At 69.1% G+C, this 23,064-nt stretch carries 22 protein-coding genes; 15 read left to right on the forward strand and 7 right to left on the reverse strand.

Translation table 11 applies throughout. The features are described 5' to 3' along the window. Positions 1 to 188: 188 nt before the first annotated feature. The 3 genes from C5E06_RS00840 (at position 189) to C5E06_RS00850 (ending at position 4,886) form a co-directional block, all read left to right on the forward strand. A complete protein-coding gene (locus C5E06_RS00840; RefSeq protein WP_219820164.1) occupies positions 189 to 1,433 on the forward strand; it encodes an FAD-binding protein in 1,245 nt (414 codons plus the stop codon). A gap of 271 nt (positions 1,434 to 1,704) precedes the next feature. Further along, positions 1,705 to 2,391, forward strand: coding sequence for a TetR/AcrR family transcriptional regulator (locus C5E06_RS00845; RefSeq protein ID WP_104305692.1), 687 nt, complete (start codon positions 1,705 to 1,707; stop codon positions 2,389 to 2,391). Between the two features lie 14 nt (positions 2,392 to 2,405). Further along, the gene (locus C5E06_RS00850; RefSeq protein WP_104305693.1) at positions 2,406 to 4,886 is read left to right on the forward strand and encodes a YhgE/Pip domain-containing protein; all 2,481 of its coding nucleotides are present in this window, start codon (positions 2,406 to 2,408) and stop codon (positions 4,884 to 4,886) included. 476 nt (positions 4,887 to 5,362) lie between these two features. On the opposite strand, the gene C5E06_RS00855 is transcribed toward C5E06_RS00850, so the two are convergent. After that, complete coding sequence (locus C5E06_RS00855) at positions 5,363 to 6,088, reverse strand: GPP34 family phosphoprotein (RefSeq protein ID WP_104305694.1); 726 nt, start codon at positions 6,086 to 6,088, stop codon at positions 5,363 to 5,365. Positions 6,089 to 6,143: 55 nt separating this feature from the next. Further along, positions 6,144 to 6,803, reverse strand: coding sequence for an XRE family transcriptional regulator (locus C5E06_RS00860; RefSeq protein WP_104239973.1), 660 nt, complete (start codon positions 6,801 to 6,803; stop codon positions 6,144 to 6,146). Between the two features lie 93 nt (positions 6,804 to 6,896). Here C5E06_RS00860 and C5E06_RS00865 point away from each other — a divergent pair, with 93 nt between their 5' ends. Continuing rightward, positions 6,897 to 7,451: a hypothetical protein gene (locus tag C5E06_RS00865; RefSeq protein WP_104305695.1), complete on the forward strand. Its 555-nt coding sequence runs from the start codon at positions 6,897 to 6,899 to the stop codon at positions 7,449 to 7,451. Beyond that, positions 7,448 to 7,981 carry a ferritin gene (locus C5E06_RS00870; RefSeq protein ID WP_104239975.1) on the forward strand — a complete coding sequence of 178 codons (534 nt, stop codon included), beginning with the start codon at positions 7,448 to 7,450 and terminating at the stop codon, positions 7,979 to 7,981. The genes C5E06_RS00865 and C5E06_RS00870 overlap by 4 nt, the downstream gene beginning before the upstream one ends. Positions 7,982 to 7,999: 18 nt before the next feature. Here C5E06_RS00870 and C5E06_RS00875 read toward each other — a convergent pair whose 3' ends face one another. Both C5E06_RS00875 and otnK read right to left on the reverse strand, forming a co-directional pair. Continuing rightward, a complete protein-coding gene (locus C5E06_RS00875; protein ID WP_104305696.1) occupies positions 8,000 to 8,653 on the reverse strand; it encodes a class II aldolase/adducin family protein in 654 nt (217 codons plus the stop codon). Continuing rightward, a complete protein-coding gene (gene otnK, locus C5E06_RS00880; RefSeq protein ID WP_219820165.1) occupies positions 8,650 to 9,903 on the reverse strand; it encodes a 3-oxo-tetronate kinase in 1,254 nt (417 codons plus the stop codon). The genes C5E06_RS00875 and otnK overlap by 4 nt, the downstream gene beginning before the upstream one ends. 140 nt (positions 9,904 to 10,043) lie before the next feature. Between otnK and C5E06_RS00885 the strand changes: the two genes are divergently transcribed. From C5E06_RS00885 to C5E06_RS00900, 4 genes are read left to right on the forward strand one after another with little or no spacing between them, the layout of a single operon-like run. Beyond that, positions 10,044 to 11,432, forward strand: coding sequence for a homoserine dehydrogenase (locus tag C5E06_RS00885; protein ID WP_104305698.1), 1,389 nt, complete (start codon positions 10,044 to 10,046; stop codon positions 11,430 to 11,432). Next, entirely contained in the window at positions 11,425 to 12,855 is a 1,431-nt protein-coding gene (locus C5E06_RS00890) for a GntP family permease (protein ID WP_104239979.1), read from the forward strand. Before C5E06_RS00885 ends, C5E06_RS00890 begins: the two co-directional genes overlap by 8 nt. Positions 12,856 to 12,862: 7 nt before the next feature. After that, complete coding sequence (locus C5E06_RS00895) at positions 12,863 to 13,663, forward strand: DeoR/GlpR family DNA-binding transcription regulator (protein ID WP_104297975.1); 801 nt, start codon at positions 12,863 to 12,865, stop codon at positions 13,661 to 13,663. Between the two features lie 28 nt (positions 13,664 to 13,691). Then, positions 13,692 to 14,411: a CoA pyrophosphatase gene (locus C5E06_RS00900; RefSeq protein WP_104305699.1), complete on the forward strand. Its 720-nt coding sequence runs from the start codon at positions 13,692 to 13,694 to the stop codon at positions 14,409 to 14,411. 57 nt (positions 14,412 to 14,468) lie between these two features. Here the strand turns inward: C5E06_RS00900 and C5E06_RS00905 are convergent, their stop codons facing one another. Both C5E06_RS00905 and C5E06_RS00910 read right to left on the reverse strand, forming a co-directional pair. Further along, positions 14,469 to 15,449: a LacI family DNA-binding transcriptional regulator gene (locus C5E06_RS00905; RefSeq protein ID WP_104239982.1), complete on the reverse strand. Its 981-nt coding sequence runs from the start codon at positions 15,447 to 15,449 to the stop codon at positions 14,469 to 14,471. Positions 15,450 to 15,535: 86 nt separating this feature from the next. After that, a complete protein-coding gene (locus tag C5E06_RS00910; protein ID WP_104305700.1) occupies positions 15,536 to 16,771 on the reverse strand; it encodes a Gfo/Idh/MocA family protein in 1,236 nt (411 codons plus the stop codon). A 225-nt stretch (positions 16,772 to 16,996) separates the two neighbouring features. On the opposite strand from C5E06_RS00910, the gene C5E06_RS00915 reads away from it, so the two are divergent. The 3 genes from C5E06_RS00915 (at position 16,997) to C5E06_RS00925 (ending at position 20,160) form a co-directional block, all read left to right on the forward strand. Next, positions 16,997 to 18,253 (forward strand): ABC transporter substrate-binding protein, encoded by a 1,257-nt coding sequence (locus C5E06_RS00915; RefSeq protein ID WP_104239984.1) that lies wholly within the window; start codon positions 16,997 to 16,999, stop codon positions 18,251 to 18,253. Positions 18,254 to 18,382: 129 nt separating this feature from the next. Beyond that, a complete protein-coding gene (locus C5E06_RS00920) occupies positions 18,383 to 19,234 on the forward strand; it encodes a carbohydrate ABC transporter permease (RefSeq protein WP_219820166.1) in 852 nt (283 codons plus the stop codon). Then, positions 19,231 to 20,160 carry a carbohydrate ABC transporter permease gene (locus tag C5E06_RS00925; protein ID WP_104239986.1) on the forward strand — a complete coding sequence of 310 codons (930 nt, stop codon included), beginning with the start codon at positions 19,231 to 19,233 and terminating at the stop codon, positions 20,158 to 20,160. The genes C5E06_RS00920 and C5E06_RS00925 overlap by 4 nt, the downstream gene beginning before the upstream one ends. 25 nt (positions 20,161 to 20,185) lie before the next feature. Here C5E06_RS00925 and C5E06_RS00930 read toward each other — a convergent pair whose 3' ends face one another. Then, positions 20,186 to 21,022: an exodeoxyribonuclease III gene (locus C5E06_RS00930; protein ID WP_104297979.1), complete on the reverse strand. Its 837-nt coding sequence runs from the start codon at positions 21,020 to 21,022 to the stop codon at positions 20,186 to 20,188. A 66-nt stretch (positions 21,023 to 21,088) separates the two neighbouring features. Here C5E06_RS00930 and C5E06_RS00935 point away from each other — a divergent pair, with 66 nt between their 5' ends. The 3 genes from C5E06_RS00935 to C5E06_RS00945 are packed head-to-tail and all read left to right on the forward strand — an operon-like array spanning position 21,089 to position 23,062. Next, positions 21,089 to 21,793: a hypothetical protein gene (locus C5E06_RS00935; protein ID WP_104305702.1), complete on the forward strand. Its 705-nt coding sequence runs from the start codon at positions 21,089 to 21,091 to the stop codon at positions 21,791 to 21,793. Continuing rightward, positions 21,790 to 22,095 carry a transcriptional regulator gene (locus C5E06_RS00940; RefSeq protein WP_104239989.1) on the forward strand — a complete coding sequence of 102 codons (306 nt, stop codon included), beginning with the start codon at positions 21,790 to 21,792 and terminating at the stop codon, positions 22,093 to 22,095. The genes C5E06_RS00935 and C5E06_RS00940 overlap by 4 nt, the downstream gene beginning before the upstream one ends. Position 22,096: 1 nt before the next feature. Beyond that, positions 22,097 to 23,062 carry an ABC transporter ATP-binding protein gene (locus C5E06_RS00945; RefSeq protein WP_104305703.1) on the forward strand — a complete coding sequence of 322 codons (966 nt, stop codon included), beginning with the start codon at positions 22,097 to 22,099 and terminating at the stop codon, positions 23,060 to 23,062. Positions 23,063 to 23,064 lie beyond the last annotated feature (2 nt).

The raw sequence follows: 23,064 nt of genomic DNA on the forward strand, positions 1-23,064 counted from the left end.
CATGTTGGTCAGGCGGGCCAGCGTGTTGCCCGAGTCGGACGTGCGGGTTTGGTCGCGGAAGTCGGCCAGCGACTGATCAACCCGCCTTGCCCCCGTATGGTGGTCGGCGGTGGAGCTTCGGGCCTGACTCTCTGGCCTGGCTCCGCCGGGTGCATCCACTTCGCAACGTCGCAGAAAGCAGGACCGCAGTGACCTCCAACTGGGCCGGGAACATCACCTTCGAGGCGGAGCAGATCGCCACCCCCACGAGCACGGCCGAGGTCAGCGAGGTGGTGCGGACTGCGGTGGCCGGCGGGCACTCGGTGCGCGCGCTCGGCAGTGGGCACTCGTTCAACCGCATAGCGGACACGGGCGGCGTGCAGGTCTCGACGCGCGGCCTGCGCAGCCCGCTCCGCATCGACGAGGACCGTCGGTGGGTGTCCATCGGAGCGGGCACCCGCTACGGCGAGCTCGCGATCGACCTCGCCGAACACGGCCTGGCGCTCGCGAACCTCGCCTCCCTCCCGCACATCTCCATCGCCGGCGCGGTCGCCACGGGAACGCACGGCTCCGGCAACACCAACCGGAGCCTCGCGGCAGCCGTCGCCGCCATCGAGTTCGTCGCCGGCGATGGGGATGTCGTCGTGCTCGAGCGGGGAGACGAGGGGTTCGACGGGGCCGTCGTGTCGCTTGGCGCTCTCGGCGTCGTCACGCGCATCCGCCTCGACGTCGTGCCCCACTTCGAGGTGCGGCAGCGCGTCTTCGAGAACCTGCCGTTCGCGGCGCTGCTCGAGAACTTCGACGAGATCACGGGCGCCGGGTACAGCGTGAGCGCCTTCACGACGTGGGCGGAGCACGAGCTCATCGACCAGGTGTGGGTGAAGCAGCTCGCGAGCGAGGTGGCACCTGGCGACTTCTTCGGCGCAACACCTGCCACCGAGGCGATGCACCCCATCCGCGGCGTCTCCGCCGTGGCCTGCAGCGAGCAGTTCGGCGTCGCCGGCCCCTGGTACGAGCGCCTGCCGCACTTCAAGCTCGAGTTCCAGCCCTCCAACGGCGCCGAGCTGCAGAGCGAGTACCTCATCCCACGGCTTCGGGCGCAGGATGCGCTGCTCGCGCTCGCGGGCATCGCCGACCGCATCCGCCCCCACCTGCTGGTCAACGAGGTGCGGACGGTCGCGCGCGACTCGCTGTGGCTGAGCCCCATGCACGGCAACGACGTCGTCGGCCTGCACTTCACGTGGAAGCAGGACCCGGAGGTCGCCGAGCTGCTGCCGCTGCTCGACGAGATCTTCGCGCCGCTCGGCGGGCGCCCCCACTGGGGCAAGGTGTTCGACGAGCGCGTGAAGGCCTCGGAACTGTACCCGCGCTTCGCCGACTTCCGGAAGCTCGTCGAACGCTACGACCCCAGCGGCGTCTTCGCCAACGACTTCACGCGGCGCGTGCTGCGGTAGCGCGGCGGCCCGCGCGCTGGCGGTGCGCCGGGGGTCGCTCGCCGCGACGCCTGACCAACTTCAGTGCAATTCGGCTTCGTTTCGCGGCCCCGCGCCCGAATCTGCAGGTTTCTGCACTGATGTTGGTCAGGGCTTGCGGGCATCTGGCGTCCGTCCCTGGTTCGACCCCGGTCCGCTCTGGCCTTACCCTGGCCATCTCCGGTCTGGCCCTTGCGTTCTCACTCGATCGTGCTAATTTACATTTGTAAATTAGATGTGATCGAGGAGTGCCGTGAGCCAGGAAGATGCGAGGTTCGTCCGTTCGCGGGCGGCGCTCGTCGCAGCCGTCGTCGAACTGCTGGATGAGGGGACGGATGCGGCGCAGCTCAGCATCACCGACATCGTCGGTCGCGCAGGAGTGAGCCGCCCCACCTTCTACAAGCACTTCGACGACACCGCCGCCCTCATCCGCGAGGCCGCGCTGCGGCGTCTGCAGTCGGCTTTCGACCGCATCCCGAGCGTCGGCGACGACCCGTCGTGGCCGACCTTCGTGCGGGGCACGCTGCGCGCCCTGCTCGGCGAGCTCGCCGCCGACGCGCCCTTCTACCGGGCGGCGCTCGAGAGCAGCTTCGGCCTCCTGACGGGCGACATCATCGCCTACCTCGCGACGCGCCTGCTCGAGTCGTCGCCGCTCGGCCCCGTCATCCGCCGCCGCCGCGGTCCCGACACCCCGCAGGATCGCGCCGAGTTCCTCGCGGCCGGCGCGATGTGGCACGTCACGAGGTGGCTCTTCGCCGCCGCTGAGGTCGCGACCCCGGCCGATGCCCCGGCCGAGGCGGCCACGGCAGCCGGCACGGCAGCGGATGCACGCGCATCCATCGACGAGCTCGTCGAACGCCTCTCCTCCCTGCTTCTCGCATCCTCCGGCGCGACTGTCGCCGAGCTTGACGCCCTCCGCGTCGAGCACGCTCGCTCATAGGACTCCCCACGCCCATGCGTTCCTTCTCCCTCCCCGACTTCGTGCGCACGCACCGGCGGACGCTCGTCGTCATCGTCGGCATCATGCTCATCCCCCTCATCTACGCGGGCTCGCTGATCTGGTCGAACGAGGACCCGACGCACCGCCTCGACCACATCAACGCGGCGATCGTGAACAGCGACCAGGCTGCGACGCCCGCAACGACGACCGACGGCGAGCCCGCCGAGCCCGTCGACCTCGGCGCGACGCTCACCGAGAAGCTCGTCGACAGCACCGAGTCGAACAACTTCAGCTGGCACGAGATGTCGGCGGACGAGGCGCAGAGCGCGCTCGAGTCCGGCAAGGTGCTCGCCGTGCTCGACATTCCGGCGGGCTTCTCGGCGGCAGCTGTCTCGGCGGGCGGCGACGACCCGCTCGATGCGGCGATCGCCCGCCTCTCCATCACCACCAACGACGGCGCGAACATCATCGTCGGCAACATCGCGTCGACGGTCGGCACCACGGTTGCCGACGAGCTCGCCGCCGAGGTCTCCGACGAGTACCTCCGCAACGTCTACGTGGGCTTCACCGACATCCACGAGAGCGTCTCGGAGGCTGCCGACGGCGCGACCGAGCTCAACGACGGCGCCGAGCAGGCGCGCACGGGGTCCGGTGAGCTGGTTGTGGGTCTCGGGCAGCTGCGTGAGGGCGGCCTCGCGCTCGCCGACGGCAGCGCGACCCTCGCCGATGGGGCGACCCAGGTGGATGCGGGGGTGCAGCAGCTCAACACCGGCCTCGTCACCGCCAACTCGGGTGCCCAGCAGCTCAGCTCCGGCGCCGCGGACGCGAACACGGGCGCGCAGCAGCTCAGCGCGGGCGCGGCCAGCGCGAACGGCGGCGCGCAGGAGCTCAGCACGGGGCTGGGCACGGCGAGCTCCGGTGCGCAGCTCCTCAGCGATGGACTCGCGGAGCTGTCCACGGCCGCCACCGACCTGCCAGGGAAGGTCACCGCCCTCACATCCGGTGCCACGGCGCTCGACACAGGGGCGACAGCTCTTGCCGGCGGAGTGGACACCGCCTTGACCGGAGCCGAGACACTCAACGGCGGGGCGTCGCAGCTGGCGTCGAGCACCAGCGAGCTCTCGGGTGACGTCGACTCGCTGCTCTCGAGCTGGGACACGCTCTCGGACGAGCAGCGCAAGGAGCAGATCACGCAGCTCTCCGCATCCGCACAAGCCGCCGACACGCAAGCCGCGGGGCTCAGCGCCGGCATGACGGGCCTGGTCGGCGACGCGGCGGCCGGTACGGGGCTCAGCTTCCTCCAGTCGAAGTCGGCAGGCCTCGCGGCCGGTGCAACCCAGCTCTCCGAATCCGTCGCGCCGCTCAGCGGCAAGGCCGACGAGCTCGTCGCGGCGATCTCGACGGCTTCGACGAAGTCCGCAGAACTCGCGGCTGGCGCTTCGCAGCTCTCATCCGGCGCGTCGACCCTCGCGACGGGCACGCAGTCGCTCGCCGACGGCGCAGCCACGTTGGCGACGGGCACGCAGTCCCTCGCCGATGGCGCATCCACGCTCGCGACGGGAACGCAGACGCTCTCGGCTGGTGCATCCACCCTCGCGCAGTCGACGCCGCAGCTCGCCTCCGGCGCGACGCAGCTCGAGCAGGGCGCGACGACGCTCGCCGACGGGACGGCCGACGCGGAGTCGGGCGGCACCGAGCTGAACGACGGCATCACGCAGCTCGCGGACGGCAGCAAGACCCTCGCCGACGGCCTCGACGACGGGGTCTCCGACATCCCCAGCTACACGGATGCGCAGGCCGACCACCTCGCCGGGGTCACGTCGACGCCCGTGGAGATCACGAAGACCCGCCTCAACGAGGTGCCGGCATACGGCTACGGTCTCGCGCCGTACTTCATGACGCTCGGCCTCTGGGTCGGCGCGCTCGCCTTCTACCTGATGTTCCCGCCGCTGCGGGAGCGGCTCGTGCTCGGCCGCCAGCCAGCGATCGTCGTGGCACTGCGCAGCTTCGCACCCGGTGCGATGCTCGGCGCGGCCCAGAGCCTCCTCATGCTCACGATCGTGCGGTTCGGTCTCGGCCTCGAGCCGGCGAACATGCTCGGGCTCGTCGCGCTCGCGCTGCTCACGAGCGTCACGTTCGTCGCCGTCAACCAGGCCTTCAACGCGCTGCTCGGCCCTCCTGGTCGATTCCTCGCGCTCGTCATGATCGTGCTCCAGCTCTCTTCGGCCGGCGGCACCTACCCGGTCGAGACGGCGCCCGCGTTCTTCCAGCTGATCCACTCCTGGCTGCCGCTGAACTACGCCGTCACGGCGTTCCGCTCACTCGTGGCCGGCGGGTCGATCGGCATCGGCGAGGCATACGGGATGCTCACCGTCTGGCTCGTCGCCGCCCTCGCGCTCACCACCCTGTCGATCGCGCTCAAGCGGCGCCGGGAGCGCCTCAAGCCAGCGGCGGCCCCGGCGGCGGCTGTTTCGGAGCCGGTTGCGGTTCGGTAGTTGTCGGCGGGCGAGCGTCTCGTCCGCTCTCCTACCGTGTTCGGGATGGGTTTGACGCTTCGGGATGGGGTGCAAGCCATCCCGAAGCGTGGAACCCACCCGGAAACTGCTCGCGGGGGCCACGGGGGCCGCGGGGCTCGGTCGGGGCCGCGGGGTTCGGTCGGGCTCGCGCTGCGCGCGCTCTCCTACCGCGTTCGGGATGGCTTTGACGCTTCGGGATGGGGTGCAAGCCATCCCGAGGCGTGGAACCCACCCGGAGACTGCTCGCGGGGGCCGCGGGGGTCGGTCGGGTCCGCGTGGGTTCCGGCGGGCGGGCGCGCGTTGCGTGCGCTTTCCTACCGTGTTCGGGATGGCTTTGACGCTTCGGGATGGGGTGCAAGCCATCCCGAGGCGTGGAACCCACCCGGAAACTGCTCGCGGGGGTCGCGGGGGCCGCGGGGTTCGCGGGGTTCGCGCGTGCCCGGGGCAGCGCAGGGCTAGCTGTTCGCTGCGTTCGCGTTGGCGGCGACGCTCGCGGCGACGGCGGCGTTGATGGTGATCGCGTTCATGGTGCGCGAGACCGCCGAGCTCGCGGCGGCAGCTCCCCAGTCGCCGGCCTCGAGTGCCTTCGCTCGGTTGATCACTTCGGTTTCCCACGGGAGCTCTCGGTGCAGGGTGGGCAGCGAGCCGCTCGCGGAGAGCAGCGCCGCGAGTGCGGCGGTGCGGGCGTCGGGCTCGGCGCCGTCGATGAGCACGGCTTGGACTCGGCTCATGAGTGCGGCTCGTCGGCCCGTGTCGCCCAGACTGATGGTGGTCTTGGGGATGAACCCGAACGTCTTGCCCTGCTCGCGGTGCAGGTCGCCACGGAAGATGAGGCTCTCCAGCAGCTGGCCGCGCAGCTGGGGGCCGATGGACGCGAGCATGCCCTGCACCTCGCGCCGCTTCCCGTCGGAGTACTCCCACGCGCCCCGGAGGATCTCGTCCTCCGGCGCCGTCTCACCCACGGAGAGCACCAGGGTCCCGCGCAGGCCGGCCTTCTCGATAGCGACCTGGTCGTTCAGGGCCAGCTCGGTGAGCACGGCACCGGCGAGCACGTAGAAGAGGGTGCCTTCGCCGCCGATCGTTCCGTCGTCTGGATTGAAGAGCAGCAGCAGCAGATCTTCGGCGAGCAGCGGCTTCGCTTCCTCGGGGCCGATGGTCGGGATGTGGTCGGGCTGTTCCATGGTTCCCCCTGGCAGGTGCGCGAGTCGTCGTGCCGGCCAAGGTACCAGCCGAGGCTCAGCCCTCCGCGCGGTCTCCGTACGCCGTGACGGAGAGGAAACGCGCCGGGAGCTCGATGAGCTCCTCCGGGCCGTGGGGGCCCTCGCCGTCGAACTGCAGGGTGTCGCCGGGGCCCATCTCGTAGCGCGCGTCCCCGTGCCCGTAGGCCATGCGGCCCTCGAGCATGTAGAGCAGCTCGGTGCCCGGATGCTGGAAGAGGGGGAACACCTCGCTCGCCTCGGTCAGCGTCACGAGCACCGCCTCCATGCGCTTGTGCTGGCCGCGCAGGGCGCCGAGGAGCTCGTAGAGGTGGCCGGATCGGGAGCCGCGGCGCACGATCTGCGCCCCGTGGCCTGCCGGCACGTAGACGGCCTCCCTGTCGGAGTCGACGCCGCGGAAGAGGGCGGTGACGGGCACGTCGAGGCCGTGCGCGAGGCGGCCGAGGGTGGTGAGGCTGCAGGAGGTGAGGGCGTTCTCGATCTTCGAGAGCATGGCCTTGGAGATGCCGACCTTGTCGGCCATCTCGGCGACCGACATCCCGGTCGCGAGGCGGTACGCGCGCACCTGGATGGCGATGGCACGCTCGAGGTCGCCCGGCTGCGGTCCGACCGTGGCCGGGTCGACCTCGCGGTGCACGGAGCCCACGCCGATCTCGTCGTGGTCGTGTGCGTCGCTCATGCAGCCTCCGGGGTTCCGTTCAAGCCTAGCTTTCGCCGACCGGCCCGCCCGCGTCGTTTGGTGTTGGGCGCGCCTGGCTCTAGCGTTGCGGTCATGAGCGAGACGAGCGCTGGTGCTGACCGTGGCTGGGTCGCGCGCGCCGCGATCAGGGCGGTGCTGCTCGTCATCATCGCCGGGTACCTGGCGTACATGCTGCTGGTGTTCCCGAACGCGGCTGCCGGATCCGACGTTGATCGCGACTCCGCCGAGGGTGCGCGCCTCGCCGGCACGCTCATCCCGATCGCGTACGCGAGCATCGCGGCAGCGGTGGTGCTCGGCGTATGGCTGGCGCTCGATGTGACGAGGGCCATCGCGCTGAGCCTGCGAGCGTCGCTGCTGTGGCTTGCCTCGGTCGCCGTCCTGGCTGCATCCGCCTGCGCAGCGCTGAGCGTCGCCGTCATCGTGGACAGCATCGTCGCGGGGATCGGCGTTGATGCGGACCAGACCAGGTACTGGGGGAGCACGGGGGCGATCATCGGGGATGCCTTCGGCCTGACCTGCCTCCCCTTCGTGGCGGCGACCGGTGTCGCCCTGCTCCTGTGGACGATTCGCACCGCGACGAAACTTGACCGCCACGCGAAACCTGCCAGGAGTAGCGTTGCGGCGTGACTTCATCTACGTTCAATGACCTTCTGACCGCCCAGATCGGCAACGAGTTCTCGGCCTCGCAGCAGTACATCGCGATCGCCGTCTGGTTCGACAACCACGACCTCCCGCAGCTCGCGGCGCACTTCTACCAGCAGTCGGTCGAGGAGCGGAACCACGCGATGATGCTCGTGCAGTACCGCCTCGACCGCGACCTCGGCGTCACGATCCCCGGCGTCGCCGCGCCGAAGACCGAGTTCGCAGATGTGGTCGAGCCCATCGCGCTTGCCCTCGCGCAGGAGCAGGAGGTGACCTCGCAGATCGAGGCGCTGTTCCGCGCTGCGCGTGCTGACGGCGACGCGATCGGCGAGCAGGCGATGCTCTGGTTCCTCAAGGAGCAGGTCGAGGAGGTCGCCTCCATGTCGACGCTCGTCACGATCGCGAAGCGCGCGGGCGACAACCTGTTCGACATCGAGAACTTCATCGCCCGCGAGACCATCGGCGACAGCGGCCAGGACGCGGACGCGCCTGCGGCGGCAGGCGGCGCGCTCTAGCAGCCGGCTCGGCCCGGGTCAGTCCCAGTTCCGTCCGTACTGCAGCGCGAGTTCCTGCGCCTGCGTCTGGGTGAGCTGGGCGACCCGGTGCCCTCGGGTGATGAGGGCTATCTTGCTGACCTCTTCGAGTTCGATCGCGGCCTGGATCGCGGCGTCCATGCTGGCGCCGCTCGTCACTGGCCCGTGGTTCTGGATGAGCACGGCGTCGAACGCGAAGTCGAGTGCGCGGATGCCGTCGGCCTGGTCGTGATCGCCGGGGTGCGCGTAGGGCACAAGCGGGGTCTGCCCCACGCGCATGACGAAGTACGGGGTGAGCGGCGGGAGCGCCGACCTCGTGGTCCACGGGTCCAGCAGGGACACGGCGACGGCGTGCATGGAGTGCAGGTGGATGACGGCGTGCGTGCCCGGGTTGCGCTCGTAGAACGCCCGGTGCAGCGGATGCTCCTTCGACGGTCGGGGGCCGGCGAGGTGCGCGCCGTCCGCCAGGGAGACCTCGGAGAGGTGGTCGGCCTGGAGGCGTCCGAGCTCCGTGCCGGTCGGGCTCATGAGCATCCGCTCGCCCAATCGCATGGAGATGTTGCCTGAGGTGCCGGGGCTGAGTCCGAGGTCGGAGAGTCGGCGGCCGGCGTCGAGGAGTTCGGCGACCTGGTCGAGCTTGGCGGTCGGGCTCACGCGAGCTCGTCCCAGGCCTCGACGAAGAACTCGGTGGAGCCGAAGTTCCCGGACTTGAGGGCCAGGTTGATCACGTGGCTGTCTGCGGTCGTCGCTCGGGCCCAACTCACGCCAGGGCAGATCGGCTGTCCGAGCTTGAGGCTGCTGATCCCCAGCTCGGTCACGATGCGGCCGGAGGTCTCGCCGCCTGCCGAGATGACCTCGACGGCGCCGGCGTCGATGAGCGCGACTGCGGCCTCGGCGAGCGTGCGCTCGATGCGATCGGCGGCGTCGGCGTGCGCTGACGCGTCGTCGGTGGCGAGGTCGTCGGGGGAGCCGGTCGCGTAGACGAGGACGGGTACGTCTGGGCGCTCCGCCCAGTATTCACGGGCCCACCTGACGATGGACACGGTCTGCTCGGTGCCGGCGCGCGGATCGACCTGCAGGCTGAGGAATCCCGCCTTCTTGGCTGCCTGCACCTGCTCCTGGGTCCGCTTGGAGGCGCTGCCGCAGAGGATGACGCGGTGGCCAGCGAGCGCCGCGAGTCGGGGCGCCTCGGCTGCGCGACGTTCGGGCACTGGGATGCCGAGCGCGAGTCCGGATCCGCCCGTGACGAACCTCAGCTCTGCGCTGGCTGCCGCGATGGTGGTGAGGTCGGCGTCCGTGACGGCGTCGATGACCACCGCGCTTGGAGTCGAGGCGCCCTCGAGCGCCGCGCTCAGCGCCTCCGCGCCGTCGCGAACCGTCGCGAGGTCGATGAAGCCGACCGGGGTCTGCGCCTGCCGGCTGAGCAGCAGACGCACGTCGGATTCGGTCATGGGCGTCAGCGGGTGGTGGCGCATCGAGCTGTGCTCGAGCAGCTCGCCCCAGACGGAGAGCTGGCCGTCGCGCACGGTTCGCCCGTTGCCGGGAAACGATGGGACGACGATCGTCGTCGTGAGGTCGAGCTCGGCGAGCATGGCGTCGATGACGGGGCCGATGTTGCCCTGCTCGGTCGAGTCGAAGGTCGAGCAGTACTTGAAGTACAGCTGGCGTGCGCCTGCCTCGGACAGCCGGCGGAACGCATCCACGCTCTGGCGGACAGCTGCGTCGGGCGGCGCGGTTCTCGTCTTGAGGGCGATGATGACCGCCTCGGTGTCGCCGGGGAGCTCGTGCAGCGCTGCGTCGGGCTCGGTGATGACGACTGCGTTCAGCCCTCGTGCCGCGAAGTTTCCCGCGAGGTCGACTGCTCCGGTGAAGTCGTCGGCCACGCAGCCGTGAAGAATCGTCAAGTTGGGTTCCCTCCTGCTGCAGCACTCGAACGAGACAGTGTGAATATCTGTGAGTGTTTGCACATGATCTGTGAATCCTTTATACATGATGTCAGCACGACGACCTGCCGGTCGTTGGCAACGACGCCAAACGGAGACCAATGAACATCGAGTACCTTCTCGCCGCGCATCGCGGGACCCGCGTGCAGTATGCGCTCACCGGGGCCAAGGGCGGATTCGCTCGCACCCTGCTCGCGCAGACCACGCAGATCGAGGACCTGCACGCCAGCGTGCTCTGCGACCTCGACCCGGAGGGTGCGCGTGAGCTCGCCCTCGAGGTCGGCTTTACGGCCGATTCCGTCGTCGTCTGCGGCACACCAGGCGAAGTACTCGAGGTCGTGACGGCCGGAAAGACCGCCGTGGTCGCGAGTCGCGAGCTCCTGCTTCCCGACGCCTTCGACATCCTCGTCGAGGCAACCGGGGACCCGGGGTTCGGCTACCGGGTGGCCGCGGATGCGCTGCGCGCGTCGAGGCCGGTCGCCATGGTCTCGAAGGAGGTCGACTCGGTCGCTGGCATCGAGCTCGCCTCGATCGCCCGCGAGAACGGCGTCGTCTACACGCCCGCGAGCGGAGACCAGCCCGCGAACCTCATCGCCCTGGTCTCCTGGGTGCGGACCCTCGGACTCGACATCGTCGCCATCGGCAAGTCCAGCGAGTACGACCTCGTCTTCGACCCGTCCGCCGGCACCGTCACCCACCTCGACAAGCAGATCCACGCACCGCAGCTCGGCGAGCACCTGACGCTCGGCGACGACATCCCCGCGACGCTGTGCGCTCGCGCCGAAGCCGTCGCGGCGCTCCCCACCGGCGCTACGGCCGACTACTGCGAGATGGCGGTCGTCGCCAACCACACCGGCTTCGTCGTCGACGACGAGCTCATGCACTACCCGGTGGCCCGCATCAGCGAGCTCGCCGACATCTACGCGCCGAAGTCCTCCGGCGGAGTCCTCGAGCGGACCGGCGTCGTCGACGTGTTCTCCGTGCTGCGAACCCCGGACGAGGCATCGTTCGGCGGCGGCGTCTTCGTCGTCGTGCGCACCTACGACGCGCAGACCTGGGAGGTGCTGCGCGGCAAGGGCCACGTCGTCAGTCGCTCCGGCGAGTACGCCTGCATCTACCTGCCGTATCACTTCATGGGCGTCGAGACGCCGATGACGCTGCTGCTCGCCGTGCACCTCGGGGCGCCGTACGGCAGTCCGGAGCCGACGAGGAGCATCCTCATGGCAGGTCGAGCGAAAGCGGACCTGGCCGCGGGGACGCTCCTCGAGATGGGTGGACACCACCACGACGTGACCGGCGTGCAGGCCGTGCTGCTCGAGGCGGGTCCCGAGTCCGAGAAGGTGGCCCCGCTCTACGTCGCGTCGCGCGCGACGCTCGCCCGGGACGTGCGTGCCGGCGAGCTCATCCTCATCGATGACCTCGCCGACCACGACGCCGAGCTCCTCGCCGCGTGGGCTGGCGACGACGTCCGGGAGGGCAGCCATGTCTGACGTCTTCATCCTCCTCTCCTTCGCGTTCGCGATCGTGGGCCTCGTGCTCATGATCGGACGGTTCAAGGTGCATCCCGTGTTCGTGCTCTTCGTGGTGGTCGCCGTGCTGAGCCTCATGTTCGGGCAGGGCGGCGCCGGCACCGTCTCCCTCATCAACGAGGGCTTCGGGAACACGCTCGCGAACGTCGGCCTCCTCATCGTGTTCGGCTGCGTGCTCGGCAAGGCGCTCGAGATCAGCGGCGGGGCGCTGCGCATCACGCAGTCCGTCGAGAAGATGCTCGGAACGAAGCGCAAGATGCCATGGGGCATCGCCCTCGCCTCGACCATCATCGGCATCCCCCTGATCGCCGACACGACCGTCATCATGCTCATCCCGATCGTCTCCGCCATGGCCTACCGGTCGAAGGAGTCGATGATGAAGTTCGGTCCGATCCTCTACATCGGCGCCTACGTGATGACCTCGCTGGTCGTGCCAGGGCCCGGCCCCCTCGCCGCGGCGGGAGTGCTCGGCCTCGACTTCGGCATGTCCATCATGTACGGACTGCTCGTCGGTCTGCCCGGCATCGCGGTCGCCACGTTCTACCTGACGCGCATCAAGACCTACGTCGCGCCCAAGGCGGAGTTCATCGAGTCGATCGCCAAGGCGGAGCAGGCAGAGCAGGAGCAGCGCGAAGGCGGCTCCGGCACCACGAAGACGCTCACGGCTCAGAACGGCGGCGTCGGCCGCACGCTCGCGCTCAGCCCGTTCACGGGGCTCCCCGTCCGGCTCGGCTTCGCGCTGCTCCCCATCTACCTGCCGATCTCGCTCATCATGATCGACTCGCTGCTGGGTCCGACGCTTCCGGAGGGCTCGTTCATCCAGGAGCTCGTCGGATTCGTCGGAGCGCCCATCATGGCGCTCGCGATCGGCGTGCTGTCGACCCTGCCCCTCTTCGGTGGCGCGTGGCGTCGCAAGGAGATCGTCAACGGCATGTTCGAGGATGGCCTGCGCACGGCCGCCATGCCGCTCGCCCTGACCGGAGTCGGCGGCGCGCTCGCCCTCCTCATCCGCGAGACCGGGGTGGCCGAGCGCATGTCGGAGGTCATCCAGGAGGTCGGCATCCCGCCCCTCATCGTGCCCTTCCTCGTCGCGGCAGCGATCTGCACGATCACGGGCTCCAACATCCTCGGGATGCTCACCGCGTCGGCGATCATGGCTCCCCTCATCGACGACCTCGGTGTGTCCGCGCTCGCCGTCTACCTCGCCTGCGGCACGGGCGCGCAGATCTTCAAGCACGCCAACTCGTCCGGGTTCTGGGTGACGACGACCCTGTCGAATATGACGGTCGGCCAGGGGATCAGGTCGATCGGCGTCGCCTCGATCATCTCGGGCGTGACGGGATTCGCTATCGTTCTCGTGCTGTACTACGCAGGACTGATCTAGAGGTCGCATGAGAAGCCACACCGAGGAGCCGCCGTTGATTCCGGACCAGCGACGTCAGAAGATCCTCGAGCTGCTGAGTGCCCACGAGGTGCTGAGCGTGCATCAGCTCACGGAGCTGCTCGGGGTGTCGCACATGACGGTGCGCCGGGACATCGGCGAACTCGTGAGCCAGGGCGTCGCCGCGGTGGTGCCAGGGGGAGTGCGCTCGGCGCGCTCCGTCGCGGTCGAGCCCAGCTTCGACGCGAAGGCGAGCTCGGAGCGGGCGCAGAAGGCGGCCATCGGCCTCGCCGCGGGGAAGCTGCTCCGCGACGACGGCGTCTACTACCTGGACGCGGGGACGACGACCTCGTCGTTGCTCCCCGCGATCCGGGCGCTGGCCGCGCCCACGGTGGTCACGAACGACTTCACGATCGTGAGCTCCCTCATTGGCGACGCTCACGTCGAGGTCGTGCACATCGGCGGCAAGCTCGACCACGCGAACCGCTCCAGCGTGGGGCACCTCGCGGCAGGCGTGCTGCGCCAGCTCGCGGTGGACATCGCGTTCGTGAGCGCCAGCTCGTGGGACGCCCAGCGTGGAGTCACCACGCCGAGCGCTGAGAAGGTGGATGTGAAGCTGGCCGCCATGGAGGTGGCGAGCAGCGCGGTGCTGCTGGCCACGAGCAGCAAGCTCGGCAGCTACTCGATCTACCGCGTCTGCGGGCTCGATCGGTTCTCGACCGTCATCACCGACGAGGGCATCTCCGAGGCCGACGCGGCGGCTGTGCGCGAGATCGGTGTCGAGCTGGTGACCGCCGCGGTGCAGGGCTGAGCCGGCGAGCGCCGCGTACGCTGAAGCCGTGCATCCTGAACCCGTGACGAAGGCGGCGCGAGCGCAGCTGACCGAGCTCGCCGAGTGCGCGGCTGCTGGGCGAGAGCCTGCCGTGCACCTGTCGCCCGTCGATGAGCGCCTCGTGCGCGTCTCCCGTTCGGCCGCGGTGCTCATCCTCTTCGGCGTCCTCGACTCGCTTCCCAGCGATCGCGAAGCACAGGCCGGCGCCGTCTCCCGTGACCTCGACGTGCTGCTGCTGGCGCGAGCTTCGACGCTGCGCTCGCACCCGGGCCAGGTCGCGTTCCCGGGCGGCCGGGTCGACGCGGAGGACAGGGATGCGGTCGCGGCCGCGCTGCGCGAGGCGGTGGAGGAGACGGGGCTCGATGCCGATGGCATCGACGTGCTCGGCCCCCTCGAGCCCGTGCCCCTCACCTACTCGCGGCATCTCGTGACGCCCGTGCTCGCCTGGTGGCGGCGTGCGTCCGAGGTCGGTGTCGTCGATGAGGCGGAGTCGGCGGCCGTGTTCCGGGCCCCCGTCGCCGAGCTGCTGGACCCCATGAATCGGGGCACCACGGTGCTGCGCCGCGACGGCGAGGAATGGCGTGGGCCGGCGTTCATGGTGCGGAACGAATCGGGCGAGCACCTCGTCTGGGGCTTCACGGCGATGCTGCTCGACGGCATCTTCGACCGCCTCGGCTGGACCGAGCCCTGGGACCAGGCGCGGGAGTTCGAGCTCCCCGACGCCTGAGCTCGCCAGTCGCCCGAATCGGCGTGGCGCGAGGCCGCGACCGCCGAGTCGGTGGGCTCATTCGCAGCCGCAGGACCTCCGGATGACGAGCTCGCCCCGAGGCCGCTCGTCCGGGATGCTCCCGACGCCGAGCAGCCGGAAGACGGCCTGCTCGGCGAGCTCGGCGATGGGCTGGGCGAGCGTCGTGAGCCCTGGCCAGGCGTACTCGGCGTCGTCCGTGCCGTCGAACGAGACGACGGCGACGTCGCCCGGCATGTCGACGCCGGCCTCGTGGAGCGCCCGCATCGCTCCGATCGCGAGCTGGTCGGAGCTCATGAAGACCGCGTCGACCTGGGCGCTCGCGGCGGCGAGGTTGCGGCCGGCGAGGTACCCGGATCGGCGTTCGAAGTCGGCGGGGAACACGAGCCCGGGCTCGAGGCCGGCGGAGGCGAGCTCGGCGGTCCACCCGCCGTAGCGGGCATCCTTCGTCGAGCCGACGAACGCGATCCTGCGGTAGCCGTGGTCAATGAGGTGGCGCGTGGCGTCGCGTGCGCCCTGATCGAGGTCGACGCCGACACCCATGGTGCCTGCGATGGGGTGGGGGTTGTTGAGGGTGGCCCAGCGGATGCCGAGCGCGTTGAAGGCGGTGACCTCGTTCGGGTGCACGATGGAGGCGACGAGGAATCCGTCGACCTGCCGGGAGGCGAGGGACCGGGCGAGTGCGATGGCCCGGTTGTCGTCGTCGCGCGAGTTCACGACGAGCACGGCGTAGCCCTCACGTGCCGCCACGTTCTCGACCTGCTGGCACAGCTCCGACCAGAAGGGGTTCGTGGTGTCCGGCACGATGATGCCGATGAGCCGCGAGGACCCCATCTTCAGTGCGCGGGCCGCGGCGTTCGGCGTGTAGCCGAGGATGCGAATCGATTCGCGCACGCGCGCCGCGGTCGCCGGCGCGACGGGGGCGCGGCCGTTGAGGGTGTACGTGACGACGGCATCGCTGACACCTGCGTGGCGCGCAACGTCCCGGCGCGTGACCTTCCGGGGTGCACCTTCGGGCATCACTACTCCTCGTTCACTCGAGTCGATCTTACGGTCGATGCGGGCGCCCGAATCCTCGGACGCCCGCATCTTCATCGCTCGCTCCGTCAGGCGCGTGCGGCGTCGGCGCTCACTGCACCGAGCGCCGCGGGTGCGTCGCCGAAGTCGTTGATCGGGAGTCGCTCTCCACCCGCCAGGGCAGAGCGGTGCGCGACGATGCCTGGCAGCGTGAAGCGCGCGGCGACCCAGGCGTTGACGGGCGGGAGGGTGCGGTTGTTGACGGCGGTGACGAAGTCGTCGACGAGGAAGTGGTGGCTGCCCTCGTGTCCGTTGTGGACACCTGAGAACTCCGCGGGGAGCCGCGAGGTGTCGTGCACCTTCGAGTGTCCGGACACGAACGCGTCGCGCAGGGCGGGGGCGACGTGCGCGAGCGACGGGTCGTCGGCATCCGCAGTCGCATCCGTCGCGATGAGGTCGGAGACATCCGTGACGCCCTGCTTGTCCTGCCACACGGCGACCTCGGCGAGCTGCTCGAAGCTGCCCTCCGTGCCGAAGTAGCGGAACCGGCTCTCGCGGATGTGCGAGGGGTAGCCGACGCGACGCATCTCGTTGATCCGCATGGACCCGCCCTCGGAGAGCTCGAAGAGGGCCGTCGCGTTCGAGAAGTTGTTGTCGAACATGCTGATCTCGCGGTCGAAGACGCCGTCCTGGCGATCGTCGACCACGCCGATGCAGCTCACGCTGGTGGCGTGGCCCGGGATGGCGCCGAGGACGCCGCCGATGGAGTGGGTCGGGTAGAGCATGGGCGGGTAGCTCGCGGTGCGCTTCCACTCGGCGCCTCCCGAGTAGGCGTAGGCATCGTAGAAGCCCAGGTCCATGTCGTGGACGTAGTCGCCCTCGGCGTAGAAGATGCGCCCGAACTTCCCGTCGGCGAGCTGGTTGCGCGCGTAGATCGTCGCCGGGTTGTAGTAGCTGGTCTCGCCCATCATGTAGGTGAGGCCGGTCTCGCGCACCGCCTCGATGATGGCGGCGATCTCGTCTTCCGAGATGGCCATGGGCACTGCCGAGTACACGTGCTTGCCAGCCTGCAGCGCGCGGAGCACCAGCGGACCGTGCGTCCAGCGCTGGGTGAAGAGGGCGATCGCGTCGATCGAGTCGTCGGCGAGGAGGGCCTCGAAGCTCTCGGCGGTTCCGTCGAGGTCGGCGGATGCGTTGAGCGCCTCCGCGCGCTCGGACAGCACGTCGGTCACGAGGATCCGGTCGACGCCGGGGTGGAGTTTGAAGAGGGTGGCGAACTGGCCGGCGAACTGACCGGCTCCGACGATTCCCAGGGACAGCGACATTGGTGACCTTTCAAGGTGACAGGAAAACCCTGGCTCCACCACGGTGGGGAGTCGGGCGCGGACCTCGAGCATCGCATGAGTATTTACTCGCGTCAACACGTTATGTGTCTGAATTATTGGCCCTTGCGGTTAAATATTTACTCGCATAAATTGTCGGCAGATAGCGATGGAGCCATCCGCGTCCTTGCGGTCGGCCGGATCCATCGCCCACACGAAGGAATGACAATGAAGTCTCGCGCTACCACCGTCGCGGCAGCCTCCGTCGCAGCGACGCTCCTCCTCGCCCTCACCGGCTGCAGTGGCGGCTCCGCCGAATCCGGCACGACCATCGAGTTCCAGACCAACGCCTCGGTCGACTCCAAGCTCATGATCGCCCTCGAGGAAGTGACTGCCGCCTTCGAAGAAGCCAACCCGGGCGTCACGATCGACCTCGTCGCGCCCAGCTCGCAGTACGAGGCCGACATGAAGGTCAGGCTCGCAGCAGGCGACGCCCCGGACATCTTCGCCACCCACGGATGGTCGCTCCTCCGCTACAGCGAGTTCCTTGAGCCCCTCCAGAACGAGGCCTGGGCCGCCAACTTCAACCCAGCCCTCGACTCGGCCATGCGCAACGACGCCGGCGAGTTCTTCGCCCTCCCCATCGACACCGACGTCGCAGGCATCATCTACAACGCCGACGTGCTCACCGCGGCCGGCGTCGACCCCGCCTCCATCTCCACCTGGGACGACTTCGCCGAAGCCGCCGCGGCCGTCGATGCGAGCGGGATCGCCCCGATCGCAGTGTCCGGCAAGGACGGTGGCCCGGCCGGCAACCTCGCCGACTGGATCGTCGCCGGCGCCTACACGCCCGAGCAGCTCGACGAGCTCAGCGCCGGTTCGTTCGTCGACGCGCCCTACGCGACGACGCTCGACCTCATCGACGGGTGGCGCACCTCCGGCTACTTCAACCCCGACTATTCCTCGGCGACCTCCGACGACGTGTCGCGCGCGCTCGCCGACGGCAACACCGCCTTCGTCTTCAGCCAGAACCAGGCAGCCAACAACGCCCTGCAGTACAACCCAGACGCCAACCTCGGCTTCATGCCCGTCCCCTCCCTCACGGACGAAGACCCGTACCTGGTCGGCGGAGAGTTCAACGCCTTCGGCATCTCGAAGACGAGCGAGCACCTCGACGACGCGAAGGCCTACCTGGCGTTCCTCGCGCAGCCGGAGAACATCACCGTGCTCGCCGAATCCGTCGGCAACCTCCCCGGACTCACCGACGCCTCGGCCGACCTCGGCCCGCTGCAGGAGTCGTTCGACACCCACGTCATCTCCGGCTCAGCGCCGCTCGTGCCGTACTTCGACCGCGTCTACCTGCCCAACGGCATGTGGAACACGATGGTGACCACCACCGACTCGATCATCACCGGCCAGTCCAGCGTCGACCAGGCCGTGACCCAGGTCGACGCCGACTTCACCAGCCTCTGGGGCCAGAGCTGAACGGCGAGCGGATGCTGAGAGGAGATCCCCATGAGCTCGCTTGACACTGCAAGAACGCCGCAGAAGCTGCCAGCCAGAGCACCAAGGGCGCGGCGGAGCAGGGGGTCCTCCCCTCTCGCCGGAGCAGGGATGAACCTGCTCTACGTGCCGGCCCTCCTGCTGTTCGCCGTCTTCACCATCTACCCGCTCGTGACGGGCGCCGCCATCTCCTTCACGAACTGGAACGGGTACAGCGCCGACCGCAGCGACGTCGGCTTCTCGAACTACACTCGCCTCTTCCAGGACGAGACGTTCCGGCTCGTGCTCATCAACACGTTCATCTACGGCTTCGGGTCGACCATCATCCAGCAGGCCCTCGGGCTCGGGCTCGCGCTCGCCCTCGACCAGAAGGTGCGCGGCCGCAACCTGGCCCGGGCGATCATCTACCTGCCGGTGCTCGTCTCGCCCGTGGTCATGGGCACCATGTACTACCTGCTCTTCCAGTACAACAACGGCGCCTTCAACGACATCGTCGTCGGGCTCGGCGGCGAGCGCGTCGCCTGGCTCAGCGACTCGGGCGCCGCGATCGCCATCATCGTGCTCGTCAACTCGCTGCAGTTCGTGGGCGTCTCCATGATCATCTACCTCGCCGGGCTGCAATCGATCCCCACCGAGCTCTACGAGGCATCCACCCTCGACGGCGCCGGGTACTGGAAGCAGTTCTGGCACATCACGCTGCCCCTCCTGCAGCCGGCGTTCGCGACGAGCATCGTGCTCAACCTCATCGGCGGGCTGAAGCTCTTCGACGTCATCGTCGTGCTCACCGGCGGAGGCCCCGGCTACTCGACCAACTCTGTCTCGACGCTCATCGGCGTCGCCTACTTCGACAACCAGAGCGCCGGCTACGCCTCGGGGATGGGCATCGTGCTGTTCCTCGTGATCGTGCTCTTCACCCTCGGGCTCAACACCCTGCTCAACCGACGACGACTGGACCGCGCATGACTGCAACGACCGTGACCGAATCGAAGGTGGAGCATCCAGCCCCACCGACCAAGCCGCCTCGCAGCGGCGGGCGTGCGCGCAGCACCGGCCGCCCGAAGCGAACGAGCCGAGCCACGGGGACGGCCCTCGGGCTCGGCGCCGTCCTCATCGTCGCCTCCGCCGTGCAGCTGCTCCCGTTCTTCATCGCCGTCACCACGGCGTTCAAAGAGCGCACCGACCGCTCCTCCCAATGGCTGTTCCCGACGACGGACATCTTCTTCGGCAACTTCGCCATCGCCGTCGAGAGCGGCAACATCCTGCGCGCCATCGGCAACAGCGTCATTGTCACCGGAGTCTCGACGGTGCTCGTGTGCGTGCTGGGAGCACTTGCCGCGTATCCGCTCGCCCGACGCGCCTCGACACTCAACAGCATCGTCTCGTTCGGCATCCTCGGCCTCATCATGGTGCCGCCGCTGTCGATCCTCGTTCCGCTGTACACGCTGCTCAACCAGATGGGAGCGCTCAACACGTACTGGGGCGCGATCCTCGTCATGGTCACCCACCAGCTGCCGCTGAGCATCTTCCTCTACACGGCGTTCATGAGGTCGTTGCCTCAATCGGTGGAGGAGGCGGCCACCATCGACGGCGCGAACCGACTGCAGATCCTCTTCCTCGTCGTGTTCCCCATGCTCAAGCCGGTCACCGCGACCGTCGTGATCCTCACCGGCGTCGCCGTGTGGAACGAGTTCGCGATCTCCGGGTACATCCTCACCTCGCCTGAGATGCAGACCATCGCCCCCGCGATCGCCTCGTTCTTCTCGGTGCAGAGCAGCAACCTCCCGGCCGCCGCGGCGGCATCGCTGCTCGCCGTCCTGCCGGTGTTCGTGGCCTACCTCTTCCTGCAGAAGTACTTCATCAAGGGCATGGTCGCCGGCTCCGAGAAGTAGCCAGGTTCCTATCCCGGTGCCGGCTCTAGAAGATCATCGGGCGGTCGTCGTCGAGGGAGGTCTCGAGGTCGAGCTCCACGACGACGGGCACATGGTCGCTCGGGCCGTCGCCCTTGCGCTCGTCGCGCTCGATGGATGCATCCACGACGAGGTCGTCGAACTCGGTGTTCCCGAGGATGAAGTCGATGCGCATGCCCTCGTTGCGGGGGAAGCGGAGCTGCTTGTAGTCCCAGTACGTGTAGCCCTCGACGCCACGCGAGCGGACGGTGTCGACGAAGCCGGCCTCGAGGAACGCCTCGAACGCGGCACGCTCGGGGGCCGAGATGTGCGTCGAGTCGACGAAGGCGGCGAGGTCCCACACGTCGATGTCGAGGGGCGCGATGTTGAAGTCGCCCATGAGGGCCAGCGGGGTGTCCGGATGCGCCTGCCGCCACGTGGTCATGTCGGCGAGCAGCGCCTTCAGCCAGGCGAGCTTGTAGGTGTAGTGCTCGTGCGTGAGCTCGCGCCCGTTCGGCACGTAGAGCGACCAGAGGCGGAGGTCCTCGACGGTGACGCCGAGCGCGCGGGCCTCGAGGGGGAGCGTGCCCTCCGGGGTCGTCTTGCCGAAGCCGGGCATGTCGGCGAACGTGATCTCAGGGTCGCTCATGGGGAGGCGGCTCGCGAAGGCCACGCCGTTCCACTGGTTGAGGCCGTGGATCTCGAGCTCGTAGCCGGCCTCCTCGAACACCTCGCGAGGGAACTGCTCCGGCTTGCACTTGATCTCCTGCATCGCGAGCACGTCGATGTCGGCCCGCACCATCCAGTCGATGACTCGGCCCGAGCGGGCCCGGATGGAGTTGACGTTCCAGGTGGCGATGCGCATGCGATCAAGGCTATCGCCCAGGTATCGCGGTTGACGCAAACCAGTTTGTAACGCAAACTACTTTGCATGGAGACAAACGGAAGCTCGACCCCCGCCGGCATCACCCCGTCGCAGGACGACGAGGCAGCCCTCGCGCCGAGCGAGATGCTGGCCCTCATGCGCGAGCAGCAGCGCACCACGCGCACCCGCCTCGACCGGGCCCTCTACATCCTGCTCGCCACGTGGGCCCTCGCCTGGCTCGTCGGATTCCTCGCCCTCTGGAGTGCCGAGGACGGCGGCGGCAACCCGGCGCTGCGCATCCCGACCGCGACCGCATTCATCGTCTTCGGGGTGCTCATGGTCATCGGCATCATCGTCTCGGCGGTCTCCGGCATCTCCATGGGCCGCGGGATGCGCGGCCGCAGCAACACCGCAGGAATGCTCTACGGCTTCTCCTGGTCGATCTCGATGATCGGTGCCTGGTTCTTCGCGGCGTCGCTCCTGCGCCAGGTGAACGATCCCCTGCTCGCGCCGCTCCTCATGCCCGGCATCTTCGCCCTCACGATCGGCGTCCTCTACATGGCGGGCGCTGCCATGTCACGATCGAAAGCGCAGTTCGCGCTCGGCGCCGCAGTCGTCGCCCTCGTGGTCGTGGCGACGGCGCTCGGCGCCCCAACCCACTACCTCGTCTACGGCACTGTGGGTCCGCTCATCTTCATCACGTTCATCGTGCTGCTGCGCACGGGCGTCATCTCGAGCGAGCCGACGCTGCGAGACGAGGTGGCCGCATGAGCGACACGAGCATCGACCTCGATCCGATCATCCACGCCCCTGCTCGGCTGCGCATCATGACGACCCTCGCCGAGAGCCTCGACGACGGCGACGAGATGACCTTCTCGAAGCTCCGCAGCCTCCTCGACATGACCGCCGGGAACCTCACGACGCACCTCTCGAAGCTCGAGGACGCCGGCTACGTCGTCATCGACAAGGCCTTCGCCGGCCGCAAGCCCATCACGTATCTGACCATCAGCCCCGCCGGACGCGCAGCGTTTCGCAGCTACCGGACGGCGCTCCTGAAGCTCCTCGGAGGATGACATGGACGCACAGCCCACCCGCGAACAGCGCGCCACCACGCCGGCACGATCCATCGTCGAGGTCACCGACGTCGTGAAGCGCTTCGGCCAGCACGCGGCCCTCGACGGCGTCACCCTCGACGTCCGGGCGGGGGAGTGCGTGGGTCTCCTCGGCCCGAACGGCGCGGGCAAGACGACGCTGCTGTCGCTCCTGCTCGGCCTCCGCTCGCCCACGACCGGCACGGTCCGTCTCTTCGACGGCGACCCGCTCGACGTGCGCACCCGCACCCGCGTCGGCTCGACACCGCAGGCGAGCGCGCTGCCGGAGGCCCTCAAGGTCGGGGAGGTGCTGGACTACGTCGCCGCGCACTTCCCGAGACCCGCGGCGAGGGGAGGGCTGGTGGATGCGTTCGACCTCGGCCCCCTGCTCGGCAAGCAGTGCGGCTCGCTCTCTGGCGGGCAGCAGCGTCGGCTCGCCGTGGCCCTCGCCTTCGTCGGCGACCCCGAGCTCGTGCTCCTCGACGAGCCGACCACGGGCCTCGACGTCGATGCGAGGCGCAGCCTCTGGGATGCCCTCCGTGCCAAGCACCGCAGCGGTTGCGCGGTCATCGTCACGAGCCACCACCTCGAGGAGATCGAGCAGCTCGCCGAGCGAGTCGTCGTCATCGACCACGGCAGCGTCATCACCGACGGCAGCCTCGCCTCGGTCGTCGGCAGCGTCTCCCGGCGACGCGTCACGATGCGCGGTGTGGACGTCGCGCGCATCCAGGCCATCGACGCCGACGCCCTCACCGAAGCTGTCGAGGGTTCGGCGTCCGGTGGGCGGACAGCGGATGCGGGGCTCGTGACGGCACTCGTCCGCGACTCGGATGCGTTCATCCGCTCGCTCGTCGCATCCGGTGCCCCCTTCACGGACCTGACGGTTCGCGGAGCCACGCTCGAGGAGGCGTTCCTCGCCATGACGCAGAACGCCCAGAACAGGAGCTGAGG

The sequence above is a fragment of the Pseudoclavibacter sp. RFBI5 genome (genome assembly GCF_002931395.1).
In the GTDB taxonomy this organism is placed as follows: Bacteria; Actinomycetota; Actinomycetes; order Actinomycetales; family Microbacteriaceae; genus Pseudoclavibacter.